The sequence below is a fragment of the Pseudoalteromonas sp. GW168-MNA-CIBAN-0100 genome, from assembly GCF_040309225.1.
Taxonomy (GTDB): domain Bacteria; phylum Pseudomonadota; class Gammaproteobacteria; order Enterobacterales; family Alteromonadaceae; genus Pseudoalteromonas; species Pseudoalteromonas arctica.
In genome coordinates, this window is sequence record NZ_JBEOOL010000632.1 from 1 (window position 1) to 267 (window position 267).

Sequence of the window (267 nt, forward strand, 5' to 3'; positions counted from 1 at the left end):
TCTAAAAGTTCTACCTTTGAGCATACAGTTATTTCATTAATGGATGAGGGAAAGTATGGGGATTTGTTAGTAGAGGCTGGTGTAAATGTTTACTGTTTAAACATATTAAATAGTAAGTTAAGTATTTTCCGTGTGTTTAAAATATTTAGTTTAATAAAAACACTAAAACCAGATGTTGTACAAACTTGGATGTTTCATGGGGATTTGTTTGGTGGTGTGTTTTCGCGTTTAGCAGGTGTTAAAAATATTGTTTGGGGAGTCCACCAC

General features: G+C 33.0%; 1 protein-coding gene. It reads left to right on the forward strand.

The genetic code is table 11. The annotated features are described in order from the left end of the window. Nucleotides 1-267, forward strand: a 267-nt coding sequence (locus AAEY62_RS22760) for a glycosyltransferase (RefSeq protein ID WP_350636688.1), incomplete at both ends; no start/stop codon positions are given.